This is a genomic window from Phascolarctobacterium faecium (assembly GCF_003945365.1).
GTDB classification, from domain to species: Bacteria; Bacillota; Negativicutes; order Acidaminococcales; family Acidaminococcaceae; genus Phascolarctobacterium; species Phascolarctobacterium faecium.
The window spans coordinates 2,359,093-2,382,194 of the sequence record NZ_AP019004.1 but is presented as its reverse complement, the minus strand read 5'-3'; the positions used below and the strand labels follow the sequence as shown (position 1 = coordinate 2,382,194).

Annotated in this window: 20 protein-coding genes; 17 read left to right on the top strand and 3 right to left on the bottom strand. The window is 42.1% G+C overall.

Annotation, left to right across the window (positions count from 1 at the left end):
* Window positions 1-218 precede the first annotated feature (218 nt).
* From PFJ30894_RS11460 to PFJ30894_RS11450, 3 genes are all read left to right on the top strand, one after another.
* Complete coding sequence (locus tag PFJ30894_RS11460) at window positions 219-398, top strand: hypothetical protein (RefSeq protein ID WP_046430893.1); 180 nt, start codon at window positions 219-221, stop codon at window positions 396-398.
* Window positions 399-895: 497 nt separating this feature from the next.
* Entirely contained in the window at window positions 896-2,167 is a 1,272-nt protein-coding gene (locus PFJ30894_RS11455; protein ID WP_125669870.1) for an SLC13 family permease, read from the top strand.
* 705 nt (window positions 2,168-2,872) lie between these two features.
* A complete protein-coding gene (locus tag PFJ30894_RS11450) occupies window positions 2,873-4,144 on the top strand; it encodes an SLC13 family permease (RefSeq protein WP_021716971.1) in 1,272 nt (423 codons plus the stop codon).
* Window positions 4,145-4,314: 170 nt separating this feature from the next.
* On the opposite strand, the gene PFJ30894_RS11445 is transcribed toward PFJ30894_RS11450, so the two are convergent.
* The 3 genes from PFJ30894_RS11445 to PFJ30894_RS11435 form a co-directional block, all read right to left on the bottom strand.
* Window positions 4,315-5,031: an LrgB family protein gene (locus PFJ30894_RS11445; protein WP_021716972.1), complete on the bottom strand. Its 717-nt coding sequence runs from the start codon at window positions 5,029-5,031 to the stop codon at window positions 4,315-4,317.
* Window positions 5,031-5,399: a CidA/LrgA family protein gene (locus PFJ30894_RS11440; RefSeq protein ID WP_125669869.1), complete on the bottom strand. Its 369-nt coding sequence runs from the start codon at window positions 5,397-5,399 to the stop codon at window positions 5,031-5,033. The genes PFJ30894_RS11445 and PFJ30894_RS11440 overlap by 1 nt, the downstream gene beginning before the upstream one ends.
* A 168-nt stretch (window positions 5,400-5,567) precedes the next feature.
* Window positions 5,568-6,626 carry a hypothetical protein gene (locus PFJ30894_RS11435; protein ID WP_046430898.1) on the bottom strand — a complete coding sequence of 353 codons (1,059 nt, stop codon included), beginning with the start codon at window positions 6,624-6,626 and terminating at the stop codon, window positions 5,568-5,570.
* Between the two features lie 239 nt (window positions 6,627-6,865).
* Between PFJ30894_RS11435 and clpB the strand changes: the two genes are divergently transcribed.
* From clpB to PFJ30894_RS11365, 14 genes are all read left to right on the top strand, one after another.
* Complete coding sequence (gene clpB / locus PFJ30894_RS11430) at window positions 6,866-9,415, top strand: ATP-dependent chaperone ClpB (protein WP_021716975.1); 2,550 nt, start codon at window positions 6,866-6,868, stop codon at window positions 9,413-9,415.
* Window positions 9,416-9,527: 112 nt separating this feature from the next.
* Window positions 9,528-11,237 carry an FAD-dependent oxidoreductase gene (locus tag PFJ30894_RS11425; protein ID WP_125669868.1) on the top strand — a complete coding sequence of 570 codons (1,710 nt, stop codon included), beginning with the start codon at window positions 9,528-9,530 and terminating at the stop codon, window positions 11,235-11,237.
* Between the two features lie 149 nt (window positions 11,238-11,386).
* Window positions 11,387-12,589 carry an acetate/propionate family kinase gene (locus tag PFJ30894_RS11420; RefSeq protein WP_046430900.1) on the top strand — a complete coding sequence of 401 codons (1,203 nt, stop codon included), beginning with the start codon at window positions 11,387-11,389 and terminating at the stop codon, window positions 12,587-12,589.
* A 16-nt stretch (window positions 12,590-12,605) separates the two neighbouring features.
* Window positions 12,606-13,742, top strand: coding sequence for a metallo-dependent hydrolase (locus tag PFJ30894_RS11415; RefSeq protein WP_113078226.1), 1,137 nt, complete (start codon window positions 12,606-12,608; stop codon window positions 13,740-13,742).
* A 13-nt stretch (window positions 13,743-13,755) separates the two neighbouring features.
* On the top strand, window positions 13,756-14,946 hold the full coding sequence (locus tag PFJ30894_RS11410; RefSeq protein ID WP_125669867.1) for a CaiB/BaiF CoA transferase family protein: 1,191 nt from the start codon (window positions 13,756-13,758) through the stop codon (window positions 14,944-14,946).
* Window position 14,947: 1 nt separating this feature from the next.
* On the top strand, window positions 14,948-15,865 hold the full coding sequence (locus tag PFJ30894_RS11405) for a hydroxymethylglutaryl-CoA lyase (RefSeq protein ID WP_125669866.1): 918 nt from the start codon (window positions 14,948-14,950) through the stop codon (window positions 15,863-15,865).
* A gap of 90 nt (window positions 15,866-15,955) precedes the next feature.
* Window positions 15,956-16,840 carry a LysR family transcriptional regulator gene (locus PFJ30894_RS11400; RefSeq protein ID WP_021716981.1) on the top strand — a complete coding sequence of 295 codons (885 nt, stop codon included), beginning with the start codon at window positions 15,956-15,958 and terminating at the stop codon, window positions 16,838-16,840.
* 121 nt (window positions 16,841-16,961) lie between these two features.
* On the top strand, window positions 16,962-17,243 hold the full coding sequence (gene citD, locus PFJ30894_RS11395) for a citrate lyase acyl carrier protein (RefSeq protein ID WP_113078229.1): 282 nt from the start codon (window positions 16,962-16,964) through the stop codon (window positions 17,241-17,243).
* A gap of 1 nt (window position 17,244) precedes the next feature.
* Window positions 17,245-18,120 carry an aldolase/citrate lyase family protein gene (locus PFJ30894_RS11390; protein ID WP_125669865.1) on the top strand — a complete coding sequence of 292 codons (876 nt, stop codon included), beginning with the start codon at window positions 17,245-17,247 and terminating at the stop codon, window positions 18,118-18,120.
* 2 nt (window positions 18,121-18,122) lie between these two features.
* Entirely contained in the window at window positions 18,123-19,655 is a 1,533-nt protein-coding gene (gene citF / locus PFJ30894_RS11385; RefSeq protein WP_125669864.1) for a citrate lyase subunit alpha, read from the top strand.
* Window positions 19,656-19,678: 23 nt separating this feature from the next.
* Window positions 19,679-20,227 (top strand): HD domain-containing protein, encoded by a 549-nt coding sequence (locus tag PFJ30894_RS11380; protein WP_021716985.1) that lies wholly within the window; start codon window positions 19,679-19,681, stop codon window positions 20,225-20,227.
* Between the two features lie 41 nt (window positions 20,228-20,268).
* Entirely contained in the window at window positions 20,269-21,663 is a 1,395-nt protein-coding gene (locus PFJ30894_RS11375) for a DASS family sodium-coupled anion symporter (protein ID WP_125669863.1), read from the top strand.
* An 89-nt stretch (window positions 21,664-21,752) separates the two neighbouring features.
* Window positions 21,753-21,935: a 4Fe-4S binding protein gene (locus PFJ30894_RS11370; protein ID WP_021719091.1), complete on the top strand. Its 183-nt coding sequence runs from the start codon at window positions 21,753-21,755 to the stop codon at window positions 21,933-21,935.
* Between the two features lie 18 nt (window positions 21,936-21,953).
* Window positions 21,954-23,090: a 2-oxoacid:acceptor oxidoreductase subunit alpha gene (locus PFJ30894_RS11365; RefSeq protein ID WP_125668817.1), complete on the top strand. Its 1,137-nt coding sequence runs from the start codon at window positions 21,954-21,956 to the stop codon at window positions 23,088-23,090.
* Window positions 23,091-23,102 lie beyond the last annotated feature (12 nt).

The window sequence follows — 23,102 nt, the reverse complement described above, 5'->3', positions numbered from 1 at the left end:
TCAGCAGAATATAATGCTGAATATACAGCGCAGTGGTACTTAAAGTGGAATTATGGTCTGGATAGGCTGAAAATTAAATGTAAAAAACATTTACCATTGATCGTTAAGTATCTTGGTTGGAAGCTGGAGACTGAAAGAACTGACAAACTCAGAAAGGCAGGGCATATGTATCTGCTGCGGGGCAGTATTTTGGTTTTGAAAGGAGGCAGATGGAGTAAATGGAAGAAAAACAGGAGCAAAAAGAATGCCATAAATGGCTGATGCAGATTTGCCCTATCTGTGGAAAAGAATTTGCCTGTAACAAAACTCATCATGTGTATATGGAACGAGTTGGGCGCAAACGTTTGTATTATTGCAGCTACAGCTGTTTTAAGTTGAGACTGTATTTAAAAAAGTAAGTAACGGATCAGATAGAGAATGAGAATTTTGTCGGTATTTGTAATTTTGTTAGTTCTATGGCAGAGGGGGTATGAGTAATCGTAAGGAAAAAAGTATTTTACTGCTCATTATCATGAAAAATGAGTTATTGAAACAGCAGTTTCGTCTAAAAAAGAGATGGAACTGCTTTAATATTTTATTGCAAGTATTTTTAAAATTTATGACTCGAAAATAAATATGAAAATATATCTATAATGGTTAAAATTTGCTGCAGCAACAGTAGGTGTAAATGCTGTTGGCGAGCCATGTTTGATTGCATGTTGCTCTAGCAACAAAAAATTAAACTATTGTTTAATTTAATTAAACTATTAGCGGCAATAATGTTCGTCATTTTAATATATTGTTAAACTAGACGCTGTAATTATAAATTTCTACAATAAAAGTGTAATCACAAAGGTGATCAAGTAACCAAGAAGGAGGATTATGTGTAAACTATTTTGGGAAATGAGGTGAGTTTATGGCTCCTGCAATCAAATGTTTAATCGTATTAGCGATAGTGGCTCTGTTATTTATTACTGAACTTATTCCTTTGGCTATTACAGCTATGAGTGGCGCTATCGCCTGCGGCCTTTTAGGATTTATCCCGGCCAAACAGGTTTTTTCAGGTCTTTCCGATTCAACAGTAGTACTTTTCGCAGGTATGTTCGTTGTTGGTGCTGCCATGTTCCATACTGGTCTGGCACAGAAAATCGGTATTTCTATCGTTAGATTCTCCGGTACCAGCGAAAACAGTTTGATGTTTGGTATCATGATCGTCGGCGCAGGTTTATCTTCCGTTCTGTCTAACACAGGTACGGCAGCCTGTCTGATGCCAGTTGTTCTTGGCATCTGCGCCGCAGCTAAGATCCCGGCTTCCCGTCAGTTGATGCCTTTGGCTTACGCCGCAGGCGTTGGCGGTATCATTACCTTAGTAGGTACACCGCCTAACATTATCGTTTCCGGTGCTTTGAAATCCTTTGGCTATGAGCCGTTCTCCTTTTTCGAATTTGCCTGGATAGGTATTCCTCTGACAGTTGTAGCGATCGCTTACATGATGTTTATCGGCAAGTATTTGCTTCCGAAAGCTGAGCTGGATGCGGATCAGGAAATCGAGCAGGAAATCGAAGCTACTGTACATGACAGTAAAAAACAGATCATTTCCGGTTTGATTCTGGCAGTAGTAATCGTTGTTATGGCACTTGATATTAAATTTATCTCTTTGGAAATGGCAGCTGTAATCGGTGCGCTGGTTTGTGTACTGACCGGCTGTCTGACTGAAAAACAGGCTTATGCTTCTATCGACTGGGTAACCATCTTCCTGTTCGCAGGTATGATGCCTGTATCTAATGCGATGGATAAGACCGGTGCCGGTAAATTGATCGCCGAGTGGGCAGTAAGCCTAATGGGTGGTTCTCCTACCCCGATCATTATGACTTCAGTACTGTTTATTATCTCCTGTACTTTGACGCAGTTCATGTCTAATACGGCAGCAGCAGCATTGCTGGCGCCGGTAGGCGTAGCGATTTCCCAGCAGCTCGGCGCGTCTCCGAAAGCAGTACTGATGGCGATCGGCGTAGCAGCATCCTGTGCATTCGCAACTCCGGTAGGCACTCCTCCCTGTACGTTGGTGCTGGGACCTGGCGGTTACAAGTTTATGGACTATGTAAAAGTCGGCGTGCCTTTAGTTATCCTCTGCTTCATCGTTTCCATCATCGTTATTCCGATGGTATGGCCTTTCTTTCCCGGTTAATTGGGACTAGCTGCGGAAGAATGTACATAAGTTCTCCTTTTAAAAGTAGAAATGCTTTTTGGGTGGTATTTCTGCTAGTTGACCTGGGATTTAAGAGGGAAAGAAGGTGTGACTGGTATGGGAGCAGAAGTTATTGCTGGTGGTCTTATTGCAATTATTTTCTCTACTTGCTGGTGGCTCGTTAGAAGTTGATTCTAAAAAACAAAATTCGTGTATGTCAGTCTTTCCGGTCAAGTAAGATGATCCGAGAGAGATAGCACATAAAGTTCTCCTTCGCTGGAGCGGAAGTACTAATTGGTACTTCCGCTTTTTTATTGTTCTAAAGGAGTGATGAGCAGGTATTTTTTGTGCTTGTAATGTATTTTATTGCAGTTTATATAATAATAATTAATTTTGAAGTGAAAATAAATTATAAAAAATATTCATGAAATATGATTTTTGCTTCAGCAACAAATATTGCAGAGCCAGGTGCAGAGCGAAGAATAATATGCTGTTGCAATAGCAACAAATAATTGGATGTTTATTTAAATAAATTAAAAGATTTAAGATAATAAAGTTCGTTATTTTAACTGTTTTCTAACTGGAGTGCATAAAAATAAAATTTCTATACTTAACCTGTGATTGCTTAAAGCAATCAACATAAAAGTGGAGGTGAATTTCATATATTTGCTGTTTTACAAAATTATTTGAAACTGAGGTGAAAGTATGTCGTCGGCAGTAAAATGTTTAATTGTTTTGGCAATAGTGGCTTTATTATTTATTACTGAACTTATTCCTCTGGCTATTACTGCAATGGGAGGAGCTATAGCCTGCGGGCTTTTGGGATTTATTCCGGCTCAACAGGTTTTTTCAGGCCTTTCGGATTCAACGGTAGTGCTTTTTGCAGGTATGTTCGTTGTGGGTGCGGCGTTGTTTCATACCGGCCTGGCACAAAAAATTGGTATAGGTATTGTTAAAATTTCCGGAACTAAAGAAAGCAGTTTAATGTTTGGTATTATGGTTGTCAGTGCAGCATTGTCCTCCTGTTTATCTAACACTGGCACAGCAGCATGTCTGATGCCCGTTGTTTTGGGTATTTGTGCTGCAGCTAAGATTCCTGCTTCCCGCCAGCTGATGCCTTTAGCTTATGCGGCCGGCATCGGCGGTGTTATTACGATGGTTGGCACGCCGCCTAATATTATTGTATCCGGTGTTCTTACTTCCTTTGGATATGAATCCTTTTCTTTCTTCGAGTTTGCCTGGATAGGTATTCCTTTGACCTTTGTGGTTATCGCTTACATGATGTTTATCGGTAAGTATTTGCTTCCGAAAGCAGAATTGGACGCTGACCAGGAAATTGAACAGGAAATTGAGGCTACTGTGACTGACAGTAAAAAACAAATTGTTTCTGGTTTGATTTTAGCAGTGTGCATTATTGTTATGGCACTTGACCTTAAAGCTATTTCTTTGGAAATGACCGCTATTGTTGGTGCACTGGTTTGTGTATTAACTGGCTGTTTGACTGAAAAGCAGGCTTATTCAGCTATTGACTGGGTAACTATTTTCCTGTTCGCAGGTATGATGCCTGTTTCGGCTGCTATGGATAAAACAGGTGCCGGCAAATTGATCGCTGAATGGGCAGTAAGCCTGATGGGTGGATCTCCTACCCCGATCATTATGACCTCGGTACTATTTATTATCTCCTGCACTTTGACGCAGTTTATGTCCAATACAGCAGCCTGCGCCTTGCTGGCTCCGGTAGGTGTAGCGATTTCTCAGCAGCTGGGTGCTTCTCCGAAAGCAGTACTGATGGCGATCGGCGTAGCTGCTTCCTGTGCATTCGCAACTCCGGTCGGAACTCCGCCATGTACTTTAGTACTTGGACCTGGCGGTTATAAGTTTATGGACTATGTAAAAGTCGGTGTGCCTCTGGTAGTACTCTGTTTTATCGTTTCCATTATAGTTATCCCAATGGTATGGCCTTTCTTCCCCGGTTAATTGGGACAGCTGCGGAAGAATAGTACATAAATCTCTCCTTTTTAGAACGGAAGCACATGTCGGTGCTTCCGTTTTTTTGTGGGCAATTAATGAGTCTTTCAGGAAAATGATAAAAGAGCCTGTTCTTTTTAGAACAGGCTCTTTTATTTCTTAAATATTTAAAGCTTTATTCAAAACAAATTAGTCAGCAATGGCAGTAGAAGTGGCGCTAAAATAGAAGTAGCAATACCGGTAAGACCAATTGCTACACCGCCGATGGCGAGTTGCAATGCGCTTTTATTGACGCAGGCACTGGTTCCGAGACCGTGACTTGAGGCACCAATAGCCAGACCGATAGCGATATCATTTTTAAAGCCCAGCCAGGATAAAATTTTATGATTGAAGGTAGAACCAAACATACCTGTAAAAATAACACAGGCAGCGGTTAAGGAGGGGATACCGCCAATGACACTGGAAATATCCATGGCAATAGGCGTTGTTACTGATTTGGGAATCAGAGAAAGCAGAACCTGTTCGCTGGCGCCAAACAGCTTTCCGCAGACGAAGATGGAAACAATGCCGATGACTGTAGCGACAACAACTCCGCTGACGATGACGGCAAGATTGTTTTTAAGGGTCTGACGGTTACGGTATAAAGGGAGTGCCAAAGCTACTGTAGCCGGTCCTAAAAGGAAGTTTATGAAGTTTGCTCCGGCAGCGTATTGTTCATAAGTTATATGAGGTGACTGAAAATAAATGATGCCCATAATAATAGGGCAGGCCAGTACGAAAGGTGGAATAATGTTAAGCTCAAAACGATTGACGATCAGTTCGCAGAAGACGTAAACGATAATGGTCAGTCCAATGCCGAACATGGGTGAATTTAATAAGGCTTCGGGAAAGAACATCAATGTTTTCCTCCTTTGCTGTGTTTGGAAACCAGCTCGACAAAAGCTGTAGTAGTAATAAGAATAATCAGACTGCTGACGATGATTGTGATAAAAATTGCGATGCTTTCAGCTTTAATAATATCGAGATAAAGCAGCATACTGATACCGGCTGGTAAAAACAGCATGCCCATCTTTTCGATCAGGATAGTACAGGCGTCTTCGACGCTTTCCTCACGGATGACACCTGCCAAAAGCAAAACAGCCAACAGGATCATACCAAGCAGTGCCGGTGGAAAAGCAATGTGCAGGGCCTGCAAAAACAAAACACTGACCCATTGCAGAGCCAGCAGAATAGCGATACCACGTAAAATAGAACCAGCTGTCATAAATTTTCCCCTCAATTTGTATAGAATAACTATTATTGTACTCTTGCATATATGTTTGTCAAGATTTTGATGAATTAAAATAATAATAAAAATATTTGACTTTTTGACTTTTGGCGTTTATAATAAAAATTAAGGAAGCCGGCGATGCCAGCTTCCTTGCGAATTATCCTACTTAAAAGCTATATAAAGATTAGTTAAAAGAATCAAACCTAAAAGGCCCATGGCAAACAGTCCCAGCAGTTCGAAGCGGTACATGGATACTTCTTCATTGAGCAGTGTATAACTGCGCTGGATAACGTGGATTTTATTTTCAATATTGTCTTTCCAGACAGAAGCGCGCAGCAACGACAGATATCGAGTGTAGATACGTGCATAGAAAATATCTTCTGTTACCTGCAGGGCATTGTTGATATTGCTGGTGAGACTGCTGACATCGGCCATCAGTTCCATCAGGTTACCGCGGATCTGGCGATAGCTTTCGAGCCGCGTTGCTTTACTGGTCATATTGGCTTCTTCAAGTTCATCATAGGTTTTATCAATGGCATTGTTGAGAGCGTTATCATAATAGCGCAGCTCTAAAAACTGTGCATTGGCAAATTCAAGCAGATCAGGAACGTCAAGGCTTCCACTTTGGTCGTAAACTACGGCTGAATCCCAGGCCAGATAAGTAATGTCGTCGGCATAGGAGAAGCGATTTTCCAGTGTTTCCCTGCGAGTTTGTTCACTGACAGGGGTTCTATCTTTAAGTAGCAGCGGGACCAGATCCCAGTCAGGGATATTCTCTTTGAAGTAATAAACAACAAAGTCTTCGTCGAAATCCGAAACACGCTCGTTTGAGCAGGCGGGACGAATCGTTTCCAGAACGGCGTCCAGATAATGATGGATCTCGTCTTCCGGCATATTTTCGCTGACGATAGCCATATCGAGATATTCGTCGTAAGTTACATCGTCTTCAAATGGGATTCTGATAATCAGGCTGATAACTCCCAAATCAAAAATACGGGCCTTGATTTCAGCCAGATAGGTTTTGCCGCCAAGTTCCATTTCGTGTGAACCAAGTTCTACCAAAACAGGCGGGTCTTTAAAGGTAATGGATTTTGTCGAGATCCTGTCCAGACGCAGACGTGAAGCTATTTTATTGCGGCTGGTCCACAGGGCCTGTACAAGGTCCAGGTTGATTTCGTCGGCGACGTCAAACAATCTGTAAACGATCATGGATGTATTCATACTTGCCTCCATATTATATTACTTTGATGATTTGCTGGTTGATATTGAATGATACAGGTCAGCAACAAGTGCAGAAGCCCATTGGCGTAGAGAGATATTATCTCGTTTACTATGCAAAAGCAGCTTACTTAATTGGTTTATTCGCCGCAGAGTTTAGTTTCCCTGCGTGACGATAAAAATTTTCTGTAAAAATAAGTTAATAAATTCTAAATTAGATGATAGTCAGGAGGTGTAGCGATATGCAGGAACGCTACAGTGAAGAAGTAAAAAGTATTTTGGAAGCAGCGCAGCAGCAGGCTGTAATGAATTATCAGCAGGAGCTGTCATGTGCGCATATTTTGGTGGCCTTAAGCAGCAGTGAAGGTTTTTTCAGATTTTTACTCGCTAATGTCAAGGCAGATGAAAGAAACTTTGCACAGGAGGCTAAAGCGTTGATGCAGCGCATTCCTTCTGTAAAGGGACAGGATCGTCAGCTGGTGATGAGCACAGCTTTAGCCAGAGTATTAGGGCTGGCAGCGCAGGCCGCCGGTCAAGGTGAAGTGAATGTTGGCAATTTGGTTGCAGCTTTAGCCGGTGACGGTGACAGCGAGACTGTTTCTCTGCTTAAAAAGTATGGTATTGATAAGAAAAAGGTTGAGGGCTTGTATATGGCTTATACTAATGGGCAAGCTGATGAAGAAAGCAAACAGACACTTGAAAAATATGGACAGGATCTTACTGCTAAAGCGATGGAAGGCAAGTTGGATCCAGTTATTGGCCGTGATGAGGAAATTCGCCGTGTAATTGAAATTTTATCGCGTCGTAAGAAAAATAATCCGGTGCTGATAGGTGAGCCTGGCGTTGGTAAAACGGCAATCGCTGAAGGTTTGGCAAGACGTATCGTAGCAGGTGATGTACCTGAAAATCTGAAAAACAAGACTTTATACGCTTTAGACCTGGCAGCTTTGGTTGCTGGTGCTAAATATCGCGGAGAGTTTGAAGAACGTTTGAAAAAGGTTTTGAAGGTTATTTCCGATTCTGCAGGACAGATCATTATGTTTATTGATGAGCTGCATACCGTGGTTGGTGCTGGTGCAGCCGAAGGAGCCATGGATGCGGGTAACATACTGAAACCGATGCTGGCCCGCGGTGAATTGCGTTGTATCGGCGCGACTACATTAAATGAGTACCGCAAGTATATTGAAAAAGACAGCGCTTTAGAGCGTCGTTTCCAACCGGTAATGGTCAAACAGCCAGGCGTTGAGGATACGATTTCGATTCTGCGTGGATTGAAAGAACGTTATGAGGTGCATCACGGTGTAAGGATTAAGGATGCGGCTTTAGTTGCGGCTGCTGTAATGAGTAACCGTTATATCAACGATCGTTTTTTGCCTGATAAGGCGATTGATCTGGTCGATGAGGCGGCAGCACGATTGAGGACCGAGATCGATTCGCTTCCGGCAGCGCTTGACGAAAGTAAGCGGCGGATACTGCAGCTGGAGATCGAGGCTCAGGCCCTTGGCAAAGAACAGGATGAGCAGTCTAAAGAACGGCTGGTGAAAATTGAAGAAGAGCTGTCTGAGCTGAGAAAGGAAAATGAAGAGCTCGTTAAACGCTGGGACGGCGAAAAAGCTTCTATTGCCCGTGTGCGCGAAGTGAAAAAAGAGATCGATGCCGTTAAACAGGAAATGGAAGGCGCTGAGCGCAGCTATGATCTGAATAAACTGGCAGAACTTAAGTATGGACGGCTGCCGGCTTTGGAGAAGGAACTTGCAGAAGTCGAAGCAAACAATAAAAATGATAAAGAGAATGTGCTGCTGAAAGAAGAAGTAGATGAAGAAGATATCGCTAAGGTGGTCAGTACTTGGACAGGGATCCCTGTTTCGCGTCTTAGCGGCGGCGAACGCGAAAAGCTCGTACATCTTGAAGATATCCTGCATCAGCGCGTTGTCGGTCAGGACGATGCGGTTAAGGCTGTCAGCGAAGCTGTCGTTCGTGCCCGTGCCGGCATAAAAGATCCTGATCGTCCGATCGGCTCATTTATTTTCCTTGGTCCTACCGGCGTTGGCAAAACAGAGCTGGCTAAGGCTTTAGCCGAGATATTGTTTGACGACGAACGCAATATGATTCGTATCGATATGAGTGAATATATGGAAAAACATACTGTTTCCCGTCTTATCGGTGCACCTCCAGGCTATGTAGGCTATGATGAAGGCGGACAGCTGACTGAAGCAGTGCGTCGCCATCCTTATTCTGTAATTTTACTGGATGAAATCGAGAAAGCACATGCTGATGTGTTTAATGTACTGCTGCAGGTACTGGATGATGGCCGGTTGACCGACGGACAGGGACGCAATGTTGATTTCAAAAACACGTTGATTATTATGACGAGTAATCTTGGTTCGGCCGAGATCATGAAAAAGCAGGGACAAATTTCCAGAGAAGATATCCAGAGTATGCTGATGCAGTTCTTCAGACCGGAATTTTTGAATCGTGTGGATGATATCGTGGTCTTTAAGGCCTTGGAAAAAGAGCAGATTAATGATATCGTGAAAATGATTCTGAAAGAGCTTGGTGAAAGACTGGAAAAACAGCTTGATCTGACGCTGGTATGCAGTGATGAAGCTGTGGCATATCTGGCAGATACAGGGTTTGACCCCGCTTTTGGTGCCCGTCCTTTAAAACGCTTGATCGTACATACTGTTGAAAATCTGCTGGGAAGAAAAATTGTCAGCGGAGAGATCAAGAGCGGTGAAACTGTAAGAGTAGTCCTGAAGAATGGTGTAATTGATATTGAGCAGGTTTCCTAAGTATTAAAAAAGTAAAGATTTCTGTAAAACAAGGCTGTGTTCGTTGAACACAGCCTTGTTTACGTATATAATGAGTATATAAGGAATTTTTTTATTGGAAGGAGCGATCAGAATGGCTAAAAAGGTAGTGATTATTGGCGGTGTTGCTGCTGGAATGAAAACAGCTTCACGCCTGCGCCGCAGAGATAAGGACGCAGAAATCACAGTAGTGGAACGTGGACAGCAGGTAAGTTATGGAGCCTGCGGTTTTCCTTATTACATTGGCGGAGATGTAAAGGATTTTTCCAGTTTTACTCATACACCGCAGGGGTTTGCACGTGATGCGGAATTTTTTAAAAATGTTAAAGGCTTTGATGTTGTTACCGGGCATGAAGCTCAAAAAATAGACCGCGCGAATAAAACGGTAACCGTAATGGATAAAGAAACTGGGGCAATACAGGAAATGTCATACGACGTATTAGTGTTAGGGACTGGGGCTACGCCTGTAAAGCTGTCTTTACCTGGAGCTGAACTGGGAGGGATACATAATTTCTGGTTCCCCTGGGAGACACTAAAGGTTAAGGAAGAGATGGAAGCTTATAAAGTCACCGATGTCGTTATCGTTGGGGCGGGCTTGATAGGCATGGAACTGGCGGAGGCTTTTCATAAGCAGGGGCTGACTGTAAATATTGTAGAGATGCAGGATCGTATTCTGCCGCAGATGCTGGATCTGGAAATGGCTGATTTAGTTAAGAAACCATTAGAAAAAGCCGGTATCAGGTTATATCTGGAAGAAAAGACGCTGGGTTTTGAAGGCGAAAATGGACGAGTTACAGCAGTAAAGACTGATAAACGTACGATTCCGGCTCAGTTGGTTATTGTGGCGGTAGGTGTACGCCCGAATACAGAGTTGGCAAGTGCTGCCGGACTGGAGCTAGGTACAAGCGGGGCGATTGCTGTTAATGAATATTTGCAGACCAGTGATCCTGATATTTATGCCGGCGGTGACTGTGCAGAAAATATGAATCTTATCAGCAAGAAAAGAATATTTGCACCAATGGGTTCCACTGCGAATAAACATGGACGTGTTATTGCGGACAATATTTGTGGTGACATGATAAAATATCCCGGTGTTTTAGGAACAGGGATCTGTCAGATATTGAACTGGCAAGCCGGAAGTACGGGTTTGAACGAAAAAACGGCCAAAGCCGCAGGGATTGAGTTTGAGTCTGTGGTCGTACCTGGATTTGACAGATTAGGTTATATGCCCGGCGCGCAGCGTTTGGTGCTGAAGCTGCTGGCGGAAATTAAGACTCAGAAGGTTATAGGGGCTCAGGTTGTAGGAACCGGCGGCGTTGATAAACGTGTAGATGCTTTGGCTGCTGCCATGAACTTCGGAGCGACATTAGAAGATTTGAGCAATATTGATTTCGCATATGCGCCGCCTTTTAACGGGCCAATAGATAATATTGCGACAGCCGCCAATGTTTTGATGAATAAAATAGAAGGACGCCTGCGCAGTATTAATCCGAAAGATTTTAAAGAATTGCGTAAAAGCGGTGAATATACTTTGGTAGATGTGCGCACTCCGGGAGAATATAAAAGTAACCGTATCGCTGGCTGTGCTAATATCATCAATTTACCTTTGGGCAAGGTGCGCAGTGAAGCCGAGAATGTGCTGGCTGATAAAGACGCTAAACTTGTTTGTTCCTGTCAGATCAATCTGCGTGGTTATGAAGCTGAAACTATGCTGCGGGCCTTAGGTTATAAAAATGTCCAAAGCCTGGAAGGAAGCATGAGCAGCTGGCCTTATGAAACTGAAAGCGGCGAAAAGAAAGAATAGTTATATTTGAAATATTTTAACTGAATAGTGACATCAAAATTTGTAATAGGCAATTTCTATATTCAATATAGAAATTGCCTATTTTTCATTTAATGAGGCTTAGAATATAATGAATTTAAGGAAATTATACAATTTGGAGCGCTGATATTATGAAAGTGTTAGTGATAAACTGCGGTAGTTCCTCTATTAAATTTCAACTGCTGGAAATGGAAAACGAAATGTTATTGGCTAAAGGGCAAGTAGAACGCATAGGAATGGATGGAAGCCTTTTAAAATTTCTTGGAAAGCACGAATATGTCATTGAAATCAAAAGGACCATACCTGATCATAAAACTGGGATCCAGTTGATTTTAGAAAGTATCGTACAGGAAAATTACGGGGTTATTGCGTCGTTGGAAGAGATAGAATGTATTGGACATAGAGTGGTACATGGCGGGGAAAGGTTTAAAGAGTCGGTTGTTATAAATGACGAAGTACTGAAAACAATCAGTTCCTGCATAACCATAGCTCCTTTGCATAATCCTGTAAATCTGGAAGGAATAAAAATTTGTCAGGATTTATTTCCTGGTGTTATGCAGGTTGCAGTTTTTGATACAGCATTTCATCAGACTATTCCGGAAACAGCTTATCTTTACGGGCTGCCTTATGAATTGTATATAAAATATGGTATCAGGCGGTATGGATTTCATGGAATTTCTCATCAGTATGTTGCGGACACATTAGCGCAGAAAATAGGCCGTGTCCTTAAGAAAATGAAAATAATTACTTGCCATTTGGGAAATGGAGCCAGTGTTGCTGCTGTTAAAGATGGGAGATCAATTGATACCAGCATGGGCTTTACTCCTTTGGAGGGTTTGATTATGGGAACAAGGTCCGGAGAGATTGATCCGGCTATTATTCCCTTTATTATGGAACAGGAGGATATGACTGGTAAGCAGGTATATAGATATTTGAACAATAAATCAGGGATACTTGGATTGTCAGGATTATCCAGTGATTTTAGAGATCTGGAAAGTGCAGCTAAGATAGGAGACCAGAGAGCACAGATGGCAATAGATGTCTTTGCCTATCAGGTAAGAAAATACATCGGAAGTTATGTGGTTGCAATGGGAGGTCTGGATGCAATAGTTTTTACTGCTGGGCTTGGTGAAAATTCACCGTACATGCGCGCTAAAATATGCAGTGGGCTGGAAGTTGTTGGAGCACATCTGGATCTGAAGAAAAATGAAGTGCGCGGAGAGGATGCGGATTTAAGCAAGTCTGATTCTGACGTTGCTATTTGGACGATCTTAACTAATGAAGAACTTATGATTGCCAGAGAAACGAAAAAATTATTTGCTGTTAAGCAGTAAATTAAAGGAGGGTAAAATGATGAAGAAAAATATTCTTATCAAAAATGGTGTTGTTGTAGATCCAATATTTAAAACCCAGGAACAGCGTGATGTTTATATCCAAAGCGGAAGAATAGCCAGTGCTAAAAATTTTACGGGCGCTGATATTGTTATCGATGCTTCAGGAAATTTGGTTGTTCCCGGGTTGATCGATTTCCACAGTCATGTTTTTGCGGACGGGACAGAGATAGGAATAGAACCTGATTTAAGTTTTATACCGCAAGGTGTTACAACTGCTGTTGATGCAGGTAGTACCGGTATTGCAAATTTTGAATGCTTTAAAAAAGATGTTATCCAACGCTCTAAAATGCGTATCAAAGCTTTTGTGAATCTCTGCCCTGCAGGGCTTGCTACGATGAAATATCATGAAAATGTTGAGCCGTCATGTTGGGATGTTGGAAGATTAAGGGATGTTTTGACAGAGCACCATGATATTTTGCTGGGATTAAAAATAAGGATCAGTAAAGAAATAGTTGGCGATTTAGGGATCAATGTTTTAAAACAGGCAGTTAATGTTGCTGAAAAGCTGGGAACCAGACTGGCAGTACATGTGACAAATCCTCCTGAGGCAATGGAAACAGTTGTTAAGCTTTTGCGTCCTGACGATGTTTTGGCTCATTGTTATCATGGTACAGGATATACGATTTTGGATAATAATGGCAAAGTGCTCCCAGCGGTTCGTGAGGCGCAAAAACGCGGCGTTATTATTGATGCGGCTAATGGAGGCAATCATTGGTCATTTAAAGTAGCGGAGAAAGCTATAGCTGAAGGCTTTTATCCGGATATCATCTCTACTGATTTGACAGTAAAAACTTTGTTTAAAGATCCGGTGTTTTCAATGCCGTATCTGATGTCAAAGTATTTGTTCTTAAAAATGCCGCTGCCGGAAATTATTGCGCGTTGTACCAGCATTCCGGCAAAGATTATGGGGATGGAAAGCGAAATCGGACAACTGCAGGAAGGATTTCTTGCGGATGTGGCAATTTTAAAACGTTGTGATAAATATATCTGCTTCAGTGATACACAGAAGGAAACAAGAATAGGCAGAGAAGTGCTTGTACCGCAGCTGACTATTACTGGTGGAGAAATTGTGTATCGCAGTATTTCTTTATGAGAGGAGTATTAGTATGAAATTATTGGAAGGTGTCAGGGTTTTAGATATTTCAACAGTAATAGCTGCACCATTTGCCGCTGGATTGATGGCTGATTTTGGCGCTGAAGTTATTAAGGTGGAGATGCCGGACGGAGGAGATCCTTTTCGCAGACTGGGACCATATCATGAAGGGCAGGCTATGCGTTTTGCCTGTATGGGCAGAAATAAAAAATCAATTACTTTAGATCTGCGTACGGAAAAGGGTAAAGAAATATTTTTACAGCTGGTAGAAAAAAGTGATGTTGTAATTGAAAATTTTAGAACTGGGACATTAGATAAGTGGGGCATTGGTTATGAGGCGATGAAATTAAGGAAACAGGATATAATCCTCAGCCATGTGACAGGTTATGGTCAAACAGGTCCTTACAAAAATATTCCTGGTTTTGGAACACCGGCGACTGCTTTTTCAGGAATGACATATATTACGGGATACCCAGACAGGCCTCCGGTCAGCCCGTCTTTTTCGCTTACAGATTATATTGCAGGGTTATATACAGCTATGGGTACTATGATGGCTTTATATCACCGGGATGCCCTTCATGGCAAAGGACAGGAAATAGATGTAAGCTTATATGAAGGTATTTTTAGGTTTATGGAAATATTGTGCGCTGATTATGATAAGAACGGTATTATAAGGGAGAGAAAACCAAAATTGAATGGGACTTCCAGTCCTGGAGGTACGTATAAAACTAAAGACGGTAAGTGGGTAGTTTTGGTCTGCAGTACTGACAGAACTTGGGAATATTTGGCTGGAGCAATGCACAGAGAAGACTTGATGACAAATCCGCTCTATGAAACGATGAGGGCAAGAGTAACCAACGACAATTCTCTGGATAAAATAGTTAGTGATTGGATAGGCAGTAAAGAGTATATTGAGCTGAAAGAGATTGTAGATAAAGCTGGGGTGCCTGTAAATTTAGTTTACAGTATCGAAGATATCTTTGCTGATCCGCACTATGCCGCAAGAAATGATATTGTTGAGATGTCTCATCCAGTATTGGGAACAATAAAAATGCCGGGGATAACACCTGTATTCAGTGAAACCCCAGGCGAAATTAAATGGGTAGGGCCACAGCTTGGTGAGCATAATGATGAAATATATGAAGGGCTGTTGGGGTTTTCTCAGTCGGTATGTGCAGAGCTGCACGCAGAAAGAGTGATTTAAGATGAAAAGTTTACCTGATTTTATTAAAATTTGTGAAGTTGGGCCGAGGGATGGTCTGCAGAATGAAAAAGTATTTCTGACGATCGAACAAAAGCTGGAACTGATTGAAACAGCAGCTGAAGCAGGTATAAAAGTTATTGAAATCGGATCTTTTGTCAATCCTAAAGCAGTACCGCAGATGGCTGATACAGATCAGATCGCTGCAAGACTGCACAGAGAAGCGGGCGTTGAGTACAGAGGGCTGATTTTCAATATGCAGGGATTGAAAAGGGCGGAAGCTGCTGGTCTCAGTAAAGCTAAAATAACTGTTTCGGCCAGTAGATCACATTGCTTGAGAAATATGAATAAAACTCCGGAGGAAGCTGTAAAGTCATTTGCTGAACTGGCTGAATATGCTGAACAGAAAAAAATAGTGCTGTCTGGCGCTATATCAACATCTTTTGGCTGTTCTATAGATGGAATTGTACCATTAGAACAAGTGGTCAATATTATTTTTCAGCTGCGAAAATTAGGAATTCAGGAAATATCATTGTCAGATACGACGGGGATGGCTAATCCTCTGCAAGTTTATGAGTATGGAGTTCATATAAAAAAATTATTTCCTGATATCGAATGGGTACTGCATTTTCATAATACACGTGGTATGGGATTAGCCAATGTTTTAGCAGGATTAATGGCAGGAATTACAAATTATGACGCTTGTTTTGCAGGCTTGGGCGGTTGTCCGTTTGCTCCCGGAGCTTCAGGAAATATTGCTACTGAAGACTTGATAAATATGTGTAAGGAAATGGGAATTATGACAGGAGCAGATTTAGAGAAATATTTAGAGCTTGGATATAAAGTAGAGCGGTATATAGGTGGGAGCCGTTCCAGTGCTTTGTTAAGAGCCGGGCGTAATTGTGATATTAAAAGTAAATAAAAGAATTATAGTTGCTTATTTTATATGAATATATGGGTACGGACATGATATAATTAACGAAAGTTACGGTTGTATATTAGGCGGTGCATTATGGAAGAACGGGACTGGCAGATCATCAAAACACTGTATGAACAAAAAAATATAACAAAAACGGCAAGAGTTTTGTATATGTCTCAGCCGACATTGACTGCCCGGATTAAACAAATTGAAGAGTCTTTAGGAACGAAATTATTATATCGCGGCAACAAAGGTATAACTTTTACTGAAACCGGAGAATATACGGTAAAATTTGCTGAACATATACTTGGCGAAATGCAGGAGCTGAGAGAAACTATTACCAATATGCAGGAAGATGTTGCAGGAACCCTGCGTATTGCTGCTCCAAGTATCCTTGCCAGATATTTTTTGCCAAAGCTGCTGGGTAGATTCCAGGATATGTATCCCAAAACGAAATTTGATGTACAGATTGCACAAAGCAGTGATGTTATAAGCCTTGCCAGTTCCTTGGGAATTCATTTCGGTTTTGTAAGAAATGATTTTGACTGGCGGGAGGACGAACGCGTACTTTTAACTACGAATCATGTGTGTGCCGTAGCTGCTCAGCCGTTTAAACTGGAGGATCTTCCCCATATGGTCCGTGTAGATTATGATACAGACCAATATTATCAAAATTTACTTGATGGCTGGTGGCATGAAACTTTTGAGGATTCTCCTATTATTGGTACGCGGGTCAGTAATTTGGATCTTTGTAAAGAAATGGTTTTCAACGGATTGGGGTATGGAATTTTGCCATCAATTTTAATTGAAGAATATCCTCAACTATATTCTATTCCTTTAGTGCATAAGAACGGTTCTAAGCTGGAAAGAAAAACATGGCTGATTTATAAAAAAGAGCTGCTCGATTTAAGATTACCAAAAGTCTTTTTAGAATTTGTAATTGATTCTGATTTTGACAGTTTTCAGAGAAATCATTAATATTTACAGGAGCTTTTGAGATAGGCATTTTTGATGATTAACATCGAAAATGCCTATTTTTCATATATCTGGAAAGTATATATAATTGAATTAGGATAAAACATAAAAAGGCGGTGTGAATATGGTGTTCAGAGGTCATGAAATAACTACGGGAACAGCTAATAAAGGCGACGCTTTAATAACATTGGAAATTACTAAAAGTGACGGTGTAAAAATAGAAATCACCAGTAAAGTTCTAGTTAAATATGGACAGTCTATTGAAAAAAGTGTCAAGGAAATTTTAGCAGCAGCCAATTTGGGAAATGCGCGTGTGCTGATTGAAGATCATGGTGCCCTGGATTTTGTAATAAGAGCCAGACTGGAAACGGCAATACAAAGATTTTTATCAGAAAAGGAGTATTAACATGAATTCTCTTTATAGAACGATGTTTTTTGTGCCAGGCAATGACTCTAAAAAAATTATAGGTGCTGAAATTTATCGTCCTGATTGTATTATTTATGATTTGGAAGACTCAGTATCAATTTTTGAGAAAGACAGTGCCAGAATTTTAGTAAAATATGCTTTGCAGTATAATCGCCCGGATTGCAGGGTTGGGATAAGAATTAATCAAGCGGATTCACCATATTATGAAGATGATGTAAGTAGTATGGTTCCTTTGCAGCCGGATTTTCTTAGATTACCAAAAGCAGAGACTGCGGAAGATATAAAAAAATTAGATGTATTGATTACTGAGATAGAAGAAAAACATGCTATTGAGATTGGGGCTGTTAAAATAGTTGCCAGTATCGAAACTGCGTTGGGGGTAGTAAATTCTTATAAAATAGCCAGCGCTTCCAAACGTATGCTGGCAATCGGATTAGGCGCAGAAGATTTCCGTACAGATATGCGTATGGAACGTTCCGAAGATGCATCTGAGATATTATTTGCAAGGAATTTGATTTCGTTGAACGCACATGCTGCGGGAATTATGGCAATGGATTATGTTTATAGTAATATTAAAAATACCGAAGGGTTTAGAGCTGATGTTAAGCTAGGTAAGCAATTAGGTTATACGGGGAAATCAGTAGTGCATCCTAATCAAATTGGCGTGGTACATGAGCTGTACACACCAACTATAAAAGAAATAGAGTCTGCTAAAGAGATTTTAAACGCATATGAAGACGCACTAAAAAATGCTTCAGGGGTTACTTCGCTTAATGGGAAAATGATTGATAAACCAATGGTTACAAGAGCAATGTCCATCCTGTCATATGCTAAAGCTGCAGGAATGGAGGTTTGAAAATGGATAAAGGGATTATGGAGTTGATTAATAAAATACCCGGTTGGGAAAATAAAATGCCATATCAGGGAGCGTTTGCCGTAAAACCTTTTGGGAGAATGGCAGGAAGACCGGTGAAATGTGTTGTGCCCGGTAAAGATAAAGTATTGGAGCTGGATAAGGTTTTAGATGCAGTAGAACTTAAAGACGGGATGACGATTTCCTTTCATCATGCGCTGCGAAATGGCGATTTGGTGATGCAAAAAGTTGTAGCGGCCATTTCCAGAAAAGGTATTAAAGATCTTACATTATCAGCAAGTTCACTGAGTCTTGTTCAGGATGCATTACTTCCATATTTTGAAGATGGGACGATTACGGCTATAGATACTAGTGGGGCAAGAGGCAGGATAGGAGAATTTATTCAAAAAAATAAATTGAAAAAACCTGCTATTTTCCGCACTCATGGCGGTCGGGCACGGGCGATTGAAAGCGGCGAGCTGCACATAGATGTAGCGTTTATTGCAGCTCCGACTTGTGATAAATATGGAAATATCAACGGTGTGCAGGGAAAGTCGGCCTGTGGTTCATTAGGATATGCAATGCCGGATGCCGAATATGCGGAACAGGTTGTAGCTGTAACTGACGGATTAGTTTCAGTACCTTTGGAATATGTCAGCATTCCGCAAACCCAGGTTGATTATATAGTTGAAGTGGAAAGTATTGGTGATCCTTCTGGTATAGCTACAGGATCGATCCGAATAAGCAAAAATCCTGCAGAGCTGGTTATTTCTAAATATGTGGCTGAGGTCATAAAGTATGCAGGGCTTCTAAAGGAAGGGATTATTTTTCAGTTTGGCAGCGGTGGAATAGCAATTTCTGCTGCTGGTTTTGTACAGACAGAAATGCAGCGTACTGGTATAAAAGCTGCAGCCGGGATCGGCGGGGCTTCGGGATTCTTGACTGAGATGCTTGTAAATGGCTATATCGGGACGTTTTTTGATCCACAGGACTTTGATACAAAAGCTATTGAATCACTGTATTTTAATAGCAGACATCACGAGATTTCTGCTTCTGCATATGCGAATCCATTCAGTGCCAATCCCTATGTCAATCTGTTGGATGTGGCTGTTTTAAGTGCTACGGAAGTAGATATTAATTTTAATGTTAATGTACTTACTGATTCTTATGGTAAGTTGATTGGTGCACCTGGTGGTCATCCTGATGCAGCTGCTGGAGCTGAGGTGACGATAGTAGCTTTGCCGCTTTTGCGTGGACGGCTGCCGATGCTGATGGAAAAGGTACAAACAGTAGTCACTCCCGGTGAAACTGTAGATGTTTTAGTAACTGATTACGGGATTGCAATTAATCCGAAACGGCTTGATCTATATGAAATTTTACAAAAAACATCACTGCCGGTAATGACAGTAGAAGAATTACATCAGAAAGCGCAAAAACTGGCTGGAGTTGCTGAAAAAACGATTTTAGGTGATAGAGTTTGTGGTTTAGTAGAATACCGTGATGGTACAATTATTGATGTTGTTTACGATTTGCCGTGATTTTATAAAAAGAGGTGAATAATATGTATAACAGTTGGTATGATGTTTTTCCTGAAATTGTAATGATCAGTGACAAGGAGCTGCAGAAAAAGGTGGTAGAAACATACGAGGAAGCGTTGAAGACAGGCGGATGGCAGCTAAATGATATTGATACAATACCCTTTACTTTATTGATACCGGATACAGTGATCAGTTACAGGACCCATGTCAGAACGGTTACAAGAATGTCTATGAAAGCTTATGAAGAATGGGAAGTATACGGAGAAAAATTTAAACTTAATAAAGATTATCTGTTGGCAGGAGCACTTTTACATGATGTAGGAAAGTTGATTGAGTATGAAAAGACTGCTGATGGTAAAACACAGAAATCACAGCTGGGAAAAAATCTCCGACATCCATTTTCTGGCTGTGCACTTGCGGTAAAACATAGACTGCCTGTTGAAGTTGCACACATTATCGCTAATCATGCTAAAGAAGGCGATGGAACGCTGAGAAGTCCGGAAGGGGTTATTGTCAACAAATGCGATATGCTGAATTTTGAAGGCTTGAAGGCTTTTGTGGGTATGATTTAAATAAAAGTTATTTGGATAAATAAAGAAAGAAGGCGAGTGTTATGGTAGTACGATGGTTGCTTTTATTATTAGTCCCGGTTTCTATTTTAATGGTACCTGTTCCCAGTGGACTGACACCGCTGGCCTGGAAAATATTTGCTGTTTATATAGCAGCCATCTTAGGACTGATCCTGAGGCCGGCGGGTGAAGCGGTGGTAATGCTCAGTGTGATAGCCTTTGGATCTTTTATCGTTCCAGTCGGTCAACTACTCAGTGGTTATGGTAACGGCACTGTGTGGCTGGTATTTACAGCTTTTCTTATTACGCAGGCTTTTGCTGATACAGGGCTTGGTAGACGTGTTGCTTACTGGATGATCGGAAGATTTGGCAAATCATCCTTGGGGCTGGTGTATGGACAGATGCTGACAGATCTTATTTTAAGCCCTGCGACACCTTCTAATACAGCTCGCTCCGGTGGTATCGTTTATCCGATTTTCAGAAATGTTGCCAGCACTCTGAATTCTGAACCTGAAGATAACCCACGCAGAATCGGTTCGTATATAACGATCAGCGGTTACGCGATCAGTTTGTCTACTTCGGCAGTTTTTCTAACAGCTTGTGCTCCTAATATTCTTACGGTAGGTTTTGCCAGAGATATTTTAAAAGTAGATATCAGCTGGATGGACTGGTTTATCGGTCTTGCTTTTCCTGCGCTTTTGGTCTGTCTGGTAGTTCCGTATTTGATTTACAAAGTGTATCCGCCTGAGCTTAAAGAGATTTCTAATCATAAAGAACTGGCGGCGCAAGGACTTCGAGAGATTGGGCCAATGACAGGAAAAGAGAAATTACTGGTAATATTTTTTGTTCTGGCAATTCTTGGTTGGGCAACAAGCAGCTTTACTAAACTGGACGGCACTGCTGTAGCCTTATTGTTCTTTGCCTGCTGTGCTATATTTAAACTTATTGATTGGAAGAATGTACTTGCGAATAATGGTGCATGGAATACTCTTATCTGGTACGGAGCTATCATGGGGATCTCCGGAATATTGAGTAAAGCAAAATTTTTCGTTTGGCTGGCAAAAGTAGTTGGTGAGCATATGAATTTTGTCGGCGTCAATCAAGCTCTTGTTATGGGGATTTTGCTTGTGATAAGTATTCTGGTCAGATATGTGTTTGCTTCCATGGGTGCATATGTAGGCGCATTTATTCCTGTCTTGTTCACTTTAGGGCTTGTGGCTCAGGTACCACCGCTTCCGTTGGTATTTTTGCTTGGTGCATCTTCAGCATATGGCTGTTTATTGACTCATTACGGTGGTGCAGTAGGTCCGGTTTTGTTTGGGACCGGTTATGTGCCGCAAAAGACATGGTGGAAAATAGGAGCAGTTTTAGTTGCTTTTAACTTTGTCCTTTATATGACGGTCGGTCTGGGATATTGGAAAGTACTGGGCTTGTGGTAATTTTTTTACAATAAAATTTCTTGATACCGGTTTGATAAAAAAATCAAACCGGTATCAAATTTATCAAAGGAAAGAAGGAGGTCGCGATTATGAGTCTGAAGGTCCATACAAATCGCTGCAAAGGCTGCGGGATCTGCGTAGCATTTTGCCCCAAACAGGTTTTGGCAATCAGCGAGATCGAAAAAGTAGAGGTGGTCGCCGAGGATAAATGTATCCAATGCGGCCAGTGCGAAACACGCTGCCCTGACTTTGCGATTTTTGTAGAAAAGTAAAACGGAGGAGTTGAAATCATGTCCAAAATCCTTTTGTTACAAGGCAACCAGGCAGTGGTCGAAGGCGCCATCGCTGCCGGTGTAAAATTTTTCGGCGGCTACCCTATCACACCCTCTACCGAAGTTGCTGAATCTTTGGCTGAACGCCTGCCTCTCGTCGGCGGTAAATTCATCCAGATGGAAGACGAGATCGCTTCCATGGGCGCTATTATCGGCGCAGCGCTGACCGGCAAAAAAGTTATGACCGCGACCAGCGGACCCGGCTTTTCTTTAAAACAGGAGCTGATCGGTTATGCCTGCATGGCCGAGATCCCTTTGGTCATCGTCAACGTGCAGCGCGTAGGCCCGTCTACCGGCCAGCCTACCTCTCCTTCCCAGGGCGACCTGATGCAGGCCCGCTGGGGCACGCACGGCGATCACTGGCTCATTGCCCTGACCCCGGCCAGCGTGCCTGAATGCTTTGAACTGACGCTGCGCGCTTACGCTCTCAGCGAAAAATACCGTGTTCCCGTTGTACTGCTGATGGACGAAGTTATCGGCCATATGCGCGAGAAGATCGAACTGCCGAACGATTACAGCGAGATCCCGCAGGCAGAACGTAAACAGCCTGAATGCAGCCCCGAAGAATTTAAAGCCTACGCTACCGACGACAGCCTTGTACCCGCCATGCCCGCTTTCGGCAGCGGCTACCGCTGGCACGTCACCGGTCTGGTACACGACGAGACCGGTTTCCCGAAAGGTACACCGGCTGCTACTTTAGCCGCTACCAACCGTCAGCATGACAAACTTTACAACAATCTTGACGACATCGTCCAGGTAGAAAACTACCAGATGGAAGATGCCGAATATGCAGTTATCGCCTTCGGCGGCGGTGCCCGCACCGCTTACGAAGCTGTGGATATGGCACGCAGGGAAGGTCTCAAGGTCGGCCTGATGCGCCCGATCACGATCTGGCCGCTGGCTGACAGGCAGATCAAAGAACTGGCCTCCAAGGTCAAAGGTATTTTGGTGCACGAGCTCAACTACGGACAGTATGTACTGGAAGTAGAGCGCGTCGTCGCAGGACAGGTACCGGTTGCGCTGTACGCAAAATACGACAACGAACCGGCTACCCCCGCTCAGCTGCTGGCTGAGATCAAAAAGGCTATGGCCTAAGAAGGAGAGGAG